This window comes from Collimonas sp. (assembly GCF_044339385.1).
Taxonomy (GTDB): Bacteria; Pseudomonadota; Gammaproteobacteria; order Burkholderiales; family Burkholderiaceae_D; genus Collimonas.
Map to the genome: position 1 here is coordinate 1 of NZ_JBIIVN010000114.1, position 8,644 is coordinate 8,644.

Consider the following 8,644-nt stretch of genomic DNA (forward strand, 5'->3'; position numbering starts at 1 on the left):
ACGGCTAGCTCCTTGAACTCCGCCGTGTACATCTGTTTTGGTATCTTCTTCATTGCTGGTCTTTCCAAAGGATCGTTGATTTTACGTTACCTATGGAAGACTAAATTTCGGGGGAAGCTCAAACAACTGAGCGCTCCAATGTAAAATGGGCGGCCGGACTTTGCCACCTGAGTCCCAGTATATCCCGGCGCGAACTCCCTGCCCGAACAGCGACGGCAGCGGATCATCAACAATCAACAATCAACAATCAACAATCAACAATCAACAATCAACAATCAACAATCAACAATCAACAATCAACAATCAACAATCAACAATCAACAATCAACAATCAACAATCAACAATCGACAATCGACAATCGACAATCAAAAACCGACAACCGGCAACGCACTCTCCTTACAAGCATAGCAAGCCTGCCACGCACAGCTTCTTTTCCAATAATCGCCAAGCCATGTACATCGTCAACCTGCTGCTCCCCGATTTCACCCTGATTCTGCTGGGATTGGCCCTGCGCCGCCTCAGCAATTGGGGTAACGAATTCTGGACCGGTGCCGAAAAACTCGTGTATTTCTTACTTTTCCCAGCGCTGCTGTTCTACTCCACTGCACGCACGCCGCTGCGCTTCGATACCAGCGGCAAGATGCTGGCAATCGGCTTGTTGGCGTTGGTAGGAGCCATCATCCTGACCTGGCTGGGCAAGCCGTGGATCAAAGCGGCACCGATGGATTACGAGTCCGGCATGCAAACCGGCTACCGCTTCAACTCTTACATGGCGCTAGCGTTGGCAGCAAGGCTCGGCGGCGAAGAAGCGACCGGCATGATGGCATTGCTGATCGGGTTCGGCGTCCCGCTGTGCAATCTGGCGGCAGTGCACGCGCTGGCACACAAAAACGGCGGTCTGTTCAAGGAACTGGCACGTAATCCGCTGCTGATCGCCACTGCCTGCGGATTGCTCTACAGCTTGCTGGGATTGCCGATACCGGAAGTCGCCGGGGCAGTGCTGTCGCGCCTTGGCAATGCCGCGTTAGCGCTGGGCCTGCTACTAGTCGGTGCCGGTCTGCGCTTGACCGGAGTCCAGCGCGCCAAGGCGCTGTCGGCTTATTTCCTGGCGGTGAAACTGCTGGCATTGCCGACGCTGGCTTTACTGCTCGGGCAGTGGTTTGGCCTGGCACCGGCGCAGTTGCAGATCGTGGTACTGTTTTGCGCGCTGCCGACGGCTTCCAGCGCCTACATTCTGGCGGCAAGAATGGGCGGTAATGGTCCGCTGGTGGCGTTCCTGATTTCTAGCGGCACCCTATTATCAGCACTGACGCTACCGTTCTGGCTGTGGGTGCTGCAACACTGAAGAGTTTGCTGCATGCGCATCGCCTCAAACCTCTGTGTGCTGCTGCAACGCCCACGCGACATGCTCACGCACCAGCTCGGACGGATCGTCCATGCGCGCCCGCAAAGCTGCAACGATCTGCGGCCTACCGGTACCGGCACCGGCTGCGGCGGCGTTACCTAAACCCACCGCCATATTGCGCAACCAGCGCTGATAGCCGATGCGGCGAATCGGGCTGCCTTCCATGCGGCTGTTGAATTGCATTTCTGTCCAGCCGAACAACTCCACCAGCGTGGCCTGATCCAGTCCGTTACGGACATCGAAATCACCCAGCGTAGACGGCTGCGCAAATTTGTTCCACGGACAAAACAGCTGGCAATCGTCGCAGCCATAAACCCGGTTGCCGATCAACGGCCGCAACTCAAGCGGGATGCTGCCTTTCAGCTCGATCGTCAAATAAGAGATGCAACGGCGGGCATCAAGCCGGTACGGAGCGACAATCGCCTGGGTCGGACAAACATCGATGCAGGCGCTGCATTGGCCGCAATGCGAACTGATCGGCGCATCCAGCGGCAGCGGCAGATCGGTAAGAATTTCACCCAGAAAAAAGAACGATCCGGCCTCGCGGTTGAGCAGCAGGGTGTGCTTGCCGCGCCAGCCCAAACCGGCCTTCTGCGCCAGCGCCACTTCCATCACCGGCGCCGAATCGGTGAATACCCGATAACCGAATTCGCCGATTTCATCCTTGATGCGGTCAGCCAGTTGCTGCAAGCGCGAACGCAGCACCTTGTGATAATCGCGGCCGCGCGCATACAACGACACCGTGGCCGTGCCGGCAGCACCAGGATTCAGCCGGGCCTGCTCGCGGCGGCGCCAGGCGCCGCCGTCACCCTGATATTCGCGCGGCAAATAATCCATGCGCGCCACAATCGCCCGGATCGTTCCCGGCACCAGTTCCGCAGGCCGGGCGCGCTTCATTCCGTGGGCTGCCATATAATCCATCTCACCGTGATAACCAAGCTCAAGCCACGCCTGAAAACCTGCCTCCTGCTGCGCCAGGTCGACATCGGATATGCGGATCTCGGCAAAGCCAAGCTCGCGCCCCCATGCCTTGATAGTGGCGGTAAGCGCAATTAAATTGTGATCCGTTACGAACATCGGGCGGGTTTTCCGGAAAGATTTTATATAGAGGACTATGTTAAGTGAAGCCGCGTTTTACAACCCACCTGCACGATGAAGCAGGCACCAACGCTCTGGGCGCTGCACTGGCGCGCACTTTACTGCCAGGAATCTCGATTCACCTGCAGGGCGATCTCGGCGCCGGCAAGACCGCCCTGACCCGTGCTTTACTGCACGCTGCGGGCTACCAAGGCCATGTCAAGAGCCCGACTTACACGCTTGCGAAACCTTATGCCATCCAGATAGATCAACAGACGGTTGAATTAATCCATTTTGACTTGTACCGGATGGCTAGTCCGGACGAATTTCTGGAAGCCGGTTTTCGGGAGCATTTCAACAGCAGCAGCGTCTGTATCGTCGAATGGCCGGAAAAGGGCGCTCCGGCGTTGCCGCAACCCGACATTCGCGTATTGCTCAATGTTTCCGGCAAAGGACGTGATGTAGAATTGCAGGCGTTTTCTGATAAGGGAAGTCAATGTCTCGCTCGACTGAAATTTGCACCAAACCTCTGAAATCCAAAATCCGCCGGACGGTACTCAAGGCTGGCGGCACGTTGCTGATTTCAGTCCTGGCGCCACTGTCCGCACGTGCAGCGCAAATTGTCGCGGTGCGCGTCTGGCCGGCAGAAGACTACACCCGCGTTACCCTGGAAAACGACTCTGAACTGAAAACCACCCACTTCCTGGTGCAGAACCCAGACCGCATGGTGGTTGACATCGAAGGCATCGAGCTGAGCCCGACCTTGAAAGAACTGGTCGCCAAAATTCAGTCGAACGACCCTTATATCAAGCAGGTACGGGTCGGCCAGAACCGCCCCAATGTGGTGCGGCTGGTGTTTGATCTGAAAGAAGAAGTCAAGCCGCAGGTATTTACATTGCAGCCGGTTGGCAACTACCAGCATCGGCTGGTGTTCGACCTGTATCCGGTCAATCCGTCCGACCCGATCGCCGCAATGATCGAAAAAGGCGAATGGCCAAGCGGCTCTGCCGATCCCGCGCCGCAAATCGCGCAAGCGCAACCGCCGCAGCCCAAACCGCAAGCTCAGGCGCAGCAGCAACCGGAGCAGTCGCAAATCGCGCGGATCGATCCGAAGCCGGACCAGACCCCCACTCCAGGCCTGACACGCATGATCACCATCGCCCTCGATCCCGGCCATGGCGGCGAAGATCCCGGTGCCACCGGACGCGGCGGCAACCGTGAAAAAGACGTGGTGCTATCGATTGCCAAACGTCTCAAAGCGAAGATCGAGCAACAACCAAACATGCGCGTCATGCTGACCCGCGATGCCGACTTCTTCGTGCCGCTCGGGGTACGCGTACAAAAAGCGCGCAAGGTGCAAGCCGATCTGTTCGTCTCGATCCATGCCGATGCCTTCGTCACGCCAACCGCGCGCGGCTCATCAGTGTTCGCCCTATCGGAAAAAGGTGCCAGCTCGACGGCAGCACGCTGGCTGGCTAACAAAGAAAACTCAGCCGACCTGATCGGCGGCATCAACATCAAGAGCCACGACAAGCAACTGGCCAGCGTCTTGCTGGATTTATCAACCACAGCCCAGATCAATGACAGCATGAAGCTGGGGAGCGCCGTGCTGAATGAAATCGGCGGCATCAACAAGCTGCACAAAGGCGCGGTGGAACAAGCCGGCTTCGCCGTGCTGAAAGCCCCGGACATCCCGAGCATCCTGATTGAAACCGCCTTCATCTCCAATCCGGAAGAAGAGGCCAAGCTGACCGACAACGCCTACCAGGACCAGATGGCGGATGCCGTGTTGAAAGGCATCAAGAAGTATTTTGCCCGCAACCCGTCGCTAGCCAGAAACCGCCTGACCTGAGTCATTATTGAGCAAGGTAAAACAACAAGGGCCTGATGCATATCGATGCGTCAGGCCCTTGTTTTATTTGGCAATCGCGATTGCCGCGTTATTAGAAACTCGAAACCAGAAACCAGAAACGCGCTGAGAATAACTTAAAAACGTTGATGAGCGCCACTCACACACCGCGTAGCTTCTGATAAAGCTTCCAGAACGCACCCGCCGCTACCGGCAGCACGGCGGCACCGACGCCGATCAGCACGATGGTGTTCAGATGATCGCGAATGATCGGAATATTGCCGAAGAAATAGCCCGCGGTCACCAGGCCCATCACCCATAACAGAGCACCGGTAATATTAAAAAACTGGAATTTAGAGAAGGTCATTTCCGATACGCCAGCCACAAACGGCGCAAAGGTTCGCACGATCGGCACGAAACGCGACAGGATGATGGTCTTGCCGCCGTGGTGCTCATAGAATGCGTGGGTCTTTTGTAATGCAGCCTTATCCAGCCAGCGGTAATCATGGGTATAGACTTTATGGCCAATCATGCTGCCGATCCAGTAATTCAAGGTATTGCCGGTAGTTGCCGCAATAATCAGCAATCCCATCAAGACCCAGATGTTCATCTCCCCGTTGGCGCAAAATGCGCCTGCGACAAACAGCAATGTATCGCCGGGCAAAAACGGCAGGACAATCAGGCCGGTTTCGCAAAAAACAATCAGGAACAGCACCATGTAAATCAACGTGCCGTATTCCTTAATCAAGAAACCAAGAGATTTATCGACATGCAGGATGACATCGATGAATTGCATAAAGTCCATAAGTGTTTTTCCTCAGTTAGCGCGGGAATAATACACTACGAAAGACAACAAAAAGACAGATCGGTTGCTTGATTATGTTAACGGCGTCTAAAAAACCTTTCAACGCGCTATACGGCCCCCTCGATCCCAGCCAGCGCCTCGCGCTGAGGCGCGCTTAGGTATAATCGCCACATGAATGCACCGCTCGCCCCCATCCGTCCGATCCAGCAACTGCCGGACAACCTGATCTCGCAAATCGCCGCTGGCGAAGTAGTCGAAAGGCCATCCGCCGTGGTCAAGGAATTACTGGAAAACGCGCTCGACGCCGGTTCCACCCAAATCACGGTGCGCCTGGAACAAGGCGGCGTCAAACGCATCGCCATCGCCGATAACGGCCGCGGCATCACGCCGGAACAACTGCCATTGGCGCTAGCGCGCCATGCCACCTCAAAAATCGCCTCGCTAAACGATCTGGAAAACGTTGCCACGCTGGGTTTTCGCGGTGAAGCGCTGGCCTCGATTGCGTCGGTATCGCAACTGACGCTGACCTCGCGCAACGCCGACGCCGCGCACGCCTCAGAAATCGACGGCAGCACGCTGGCCGTAACGCCGTCATCCGGCGCCCAAGGCACCACCGTCGATGTGCAGGACCTGTATTTCAACACACCGGCGCGCCGCAAATTTCTGAAATCAGAGCAGACCGAATTCGGCCATTGCGCGGAAGTGGTACGGCGGATTGCCCTGACGCGGCCGGATGTATCTTTCTCGCTGAGCCACAACGGCAAGACCATCGATCACTGGAACGTCACCGACATCGCCAAACGCAGCGCCAGCATCCTCGGCAACGAGTTCGCCAACGCCCGCCTGGCGCTGGACGAAGCCGCCGGACCGTTGCGCCTGCACGGCTTCGTCGGCTTGCCGACCGCCTCTAAAGCACGCGCCGACGCCCAGTATTTCTACGTCAACGGCCGCTTCGTGCGCGACAAGCTGCTGGTACACGCGGTACGCGCCGCCTATCAGGACGTGCTGCACGGCGACCGCTATCCCGCATATGTGTTGGCGCTGGACCTGGACCCGGCACTGGTCGACGTCAATGTCCATCCATCAAAAATCGAAGTACGCTTCCGCGACAGCCGTGCCGTGCACCAATTCGTGTTCCACGCCGTCAGCCGTGCATTGGCGCAAACCTCTGCCACATCGTTTGGCGCGACCCCGGCCCCGCTGGCTGCGCCGAGCGGCGCCATGCCGTGGATTCGCGGTTCGCAAGAACACTTGCAAGCGATTCTGCAACCGGCAGCGCAACCGCTTCATCACCAGACATCGTTCGGCCCGCAGTTTGCACCAACCACGCATGGCGTCGCCCAGACTGCCGCCAACTACGGCGCACTGTTTGCCGATGCCGACCGCAGCCCGGGCAACACGCATGGCTACGCCGCCAACACTGCGCCCGCAGTTGCCGCCGCCAATCACACCCTACCAGCCGACGACTTCCCGCTTGGCTTCGCGCTGGCACAATTGCACGGCATTTATATCCTGGCGCAAAATACCAAAGGCCTGGTGCTGGTCGACATGCACGCCGCGCATGAGCGCATTCTGTACGAACAATTGAAAGGCGCGCTGGATAAAGATGCGATGCAGGTGCAGCCGCTGCTGATCCCGGTGACGTTCTTTGCCGATGCCATCGAAGTCGGCACCGCCGAAGAAAACCGCGACACCCTGCATGCGCTGGGCTTTGACATCGCCGCCATGTCGCCCCCCACGCTGGCGGTGCGTTCAGTGCCGGCCCTGCTAAAGAACGCCGATGCGCAAACGCTGGCACGCGACGTGCTGCGTGACGTACGCGAGTTCGGCGGCTCCCGGGTGCTGGTCGAACGCCGCAACGAACTGCTCGGCACGCTGGCCTGCCACACCGCCGTGCGCGCCAACCGCAGCCTGACCATCCCGGAGATGAACGCCCTGCTGCGCCAGATGGAAGCCACCGAGCGCGCCGACCAGTGCAACCACGGCCGCCCAACCTGGAGCCAGCTAGCCCTCTCCGATCTGGATAAACTCTTTTTACGCGGACAGTAAGCAGCATGTCATCCCCCTCCGCCTCATCCAAGCGCAAGCCGCTGGTCGTCGCCATCATGGGCCCGACGGCGTCCGGCAAAACCGCCTCCGCGCTGGACATCGCCCGCCATATTCCGGCCGAAATCATCTCCGTCGATTCGGCACTGGTGTATCGCGGCATGGACATCGGCACGGCCAAACCCAACGCCGACGAACTGGCCGCAGTCCCGCATCACCTGATCGACATCATGGAACCGACCCAGTCCTATTCGGCCATGCAATTCCGCGACGACGCACTGCGCCTGTTCGCAGACATCCACGCACGCGGCAAACTGGTGCTGATGGTTGGCGGCACCATGCTCTACTTCAAGGCCCTGCGCGACGGCCTCGATGAACTACCGCAAGCCGATCCGGCGCTGCGCGCCAGGCTCGACGCCGAAGCCGCCCGGATCGGCGTGCCCGGCATGCACGCCAGGCTGGCCCAACTCGACCCGCTCACCGCCGCCCGCCTCAAACCCAACGACAGCCAGCGCATTCAGCGCGCGCTGGAAATCATCGAACTCAGCGGCCAGAGCATGTCCTCGCTACTCACCCACCGCCCCGCCCCCGAACTACCGTTCGACATCTTGCCGCTCGCGCTGGAACCGTCCGACCGCAGCGTGTTACACCAGCGCATCGCGCAACGCTTCGATTTGATGCTGGATCAACAACATGATGGTTCAACGGCGGCCGGATTGACGCAGGGTGGATTAATCAAGGGCAGATTAACCAAGGATGGCTTGATGAAGAATGGCGCGCCGAAGAGTGGTGCGTTGGACAGTGGCGCCAGAAAAGGCGGATTAATCCAGGAAGTAGAAACCCTGCGCGCCCGCGGCGACCTGCATCCAGGCCTGCCGTCGATGCGCTGCGTCGGCTATCGCCAGACCTGGGAATATCTGGACGGCCAGTACGGCTATCAGGAGCTGCGTGAAAAAGGCATCGCCGCCACCCGCCAGTTAGCCAAACGCCAACTCACATGGCTACGCGCCATGCCCGACCGGATCGTCATCGACTGCATCGGCAACCACGTCGCCGAGACCGTCCTGGAAACAGTCAGCAACGCCCTAAAACGATAATAACGTCACAATTTTTGCGGAAACCCCACGTCAAAATCCTGTTTTTCTTGACAGCTTTTAACGAAAACCGCATAATTGCGGGCTTGTTTGGTGATATAGCTCAGTTGGTTAGAGCACAGCACTCATAATGCTGGGGTCGGTGGTTCAAGTCCACCTATCACCACCAAAGAATATTCCAACAAAAATGGCTTAGCTCGCTTCGAGCTAAGCCATTTTTGTTTCTATTTTAGGATATTTCGGGGCGTTTAGTGTATAGAAAGAGCTGGAATTGCAGCAAAGTTGCAGCAATGCGCTGAAGGTGTGAGCTTCCCCCGAAATTTAGTCTTCCATAGGTAACGTAAAATCAACGATCCTTTGGAAAGAC

Annotated in this window: 8 protein-coding genes and 1 tRNA gene; 7 read left to right on the plus strand and 2 right to left on the minus strand. The window is 57.8% G+C overall.

From position 1 onward, the window contains the following. Positions 1 to 145 precede the first annotated feature (145 nt). Positions 146 to 409: a hypothetical protein gene (locus ACIQ0R_RS09060; RefSeq protein WP_395826369.1), complete on the plus strand. Its 264-nt coding sequence runs from the start codon at positions 146 to 148 to the stop codon at positions 407 to 409. Then, positions 345 to 1,346, plus strand: coding sequence for an AEC family transporter (locus ACIQ0R_RS09065; protein WP_395826383.1), 1,002 nt, complete (start codon positions 345 to 347; stop codon positions 1,344 to 1,346). The genes ACIQ0R_RS09060 and ACIQ0R_RS09065 overlap by 65 nt, the downstream gene beginning before the upstream one ends. A gap of 24 nt (positions 1,347 to 1,370) precedes the next feature. Here the strand turns inward: ACIQ0R_RS09065 and queG are convergent, their stop codons facing one another. Next, positions 1,371 to 2,483 carry a tRNA epoxyqueuosine(34) reductase QueG gene (queG, locus tag ACIQ0R_RS09070; RefSeq protein WP_395826371.1) on the minus strand — a complete coding sequence of 371 codons (1,113 nt, stop codon included), beginning with the start codon at positions 2,481 to 2,483 and terminating at the stop codon, positions 1,371 to 1,373. 44 nt (positions 2,484 to 2,527) lie between these two features. On the opposite strand from queG, the gene tsaE reads away from it, so the two are divergent. Beyond that, positions 2,528 to 3,016: a tRNA (adenosine(37)-N6)-threonylcarbamoyltransferase complex ATPase subunit type 1 TsaE gene (tsaE, locus tag ACIQ0R_RS09075; protein ID WP_395826373.1), complete on the plus strand. Its 489-nt coding sequence runs from the start codon at positions 2,528 to 2,530 to the stop codon at positions 3,014 to 3,016. Then, on the plus strand, positions 2,980 to 4,335 hold the full coding sequence (locus ACIQ0R_RS09080) for an N-acetylmuramoyl-L-alanine amidase (protein WP_395826375.1): 1,356 nt from the start codon (positions 2,980 to 2,982) through the stop codon (positions 4,333 to 4,335). The genes tsaE and ACIQ0R_RS09080 overlap by 37 nt, the downstream gene beginning before the upstream one ends. A gap of 157 nt (positions 4,336 to 4,492) precedes the next feature. On the opposite strand, the gene ACIQ0R_RS09085 is transcribed toward ACIQ0R_RS09080, so the two are convergent. Then, positions 4,493 to 5,137 carry a VTT domain-containing protein gene (locus tag ACIQ0R_RS09085; RefSeq protein ID WP_395826377.1) on the minus strand — a complete coding sequence of 215 codons (645 nt, stop codon included), beginning with the start codon at positions 5,135 to 5,137 and terminating at the stop codon, positions 4,493 to 4,495. 171 nt (positions 5,138 to 5,308) lie between these two features. On the opposite strand from ACIQ0R_RS09085, the gene mutL reads away from it, so the two are divergent. The 3 genes from mutL to ACIQ0R_RS09100 all read left to right on the plus strand — a co-directional run bounded on the left by mutL (position 5,309) and on the right by ACIQ0R_RS09100 (position 8,446). Beyond that, on the plus strand, positions 5,309 to 7,186 hold the full coding sequence (mutL, locus tag ACIQ0R_RS09090; protein WP_395826379.1) for a DNA mismatch repair endonuclease MutL: 1,878 nt from the start codon (positions 5,309 to 5,311) through the stop codon (positions 7,184 to 7,186). 5 nt (positions 7,187 to 7,191) lie between these two features. Further along, positions 7,192 to 8,280 carry a tRNA (adenosine(37)-N6)-dimethylallyltransferase MiaA gene (gene miaA / locus ACIQ0R_RS09095; protein WP_395826381.1) on the plus strand — a complete coding sequence of 363 codons (1,089 nt, stop codon included), beginning with the start codon at positions 7,192 to 7,194 and terminating at the stop codon, positions 8,278 to 8,280. Positions 8,281 to 8,369: 89 nt separating this feature from the next. After that, positions 8,370 to 8,446 (plus strand) — tRNA-Met (locus ACIQ0R_RS09100). Positions 8,447 to 8,644 lie beyond the last annotated feature (198 nt).

Bases quoted from the DNA above. Each gene is read 5' to 3' on its own strand.
- ACIQ0R_RS09060 (WP_395826369.1), top strand. From the start codon at position 146: ATGGGCGGCCGGACTTTGCCACCTGAGTCCCAGTATATCCCGGCGCGA.
- queG (WP_395826371.1), bottom strand. From the start codon at position 2,483: ATGTTCGTAACGGATCACAATTTAATTGCGCTTACCGCCACTATCAAG.
- ACIQ0R_RS09080 (WP_395826375.1), top strand. From the start codon at position 2,980: ATGTCTCGCTCGACTGAAATTTGCACCAAACCTCTGAAATCCAAAATC.
- ACIQ0R_RS09085 (WP_395826377.1), bottom strand. From the start codon at position 5,137: ATGGACTTTATGCAATTCATCGATGTCATCCTGCATGTCGATAAATCT.
- mutL (WP_395826379.1), top strand. From the start codon at position 5,309: ATGAATGCACCGCTCGCCCCCATCCGTCCGATCCAGCAACTGCCGGAC.
- miaA (WP_395826381.1), top strand. From the start codon at position 7,192: ATGTCATCCCCCTCCGCCTCATCCAAGCGCAAGCCGCTGGTCGTCGCC.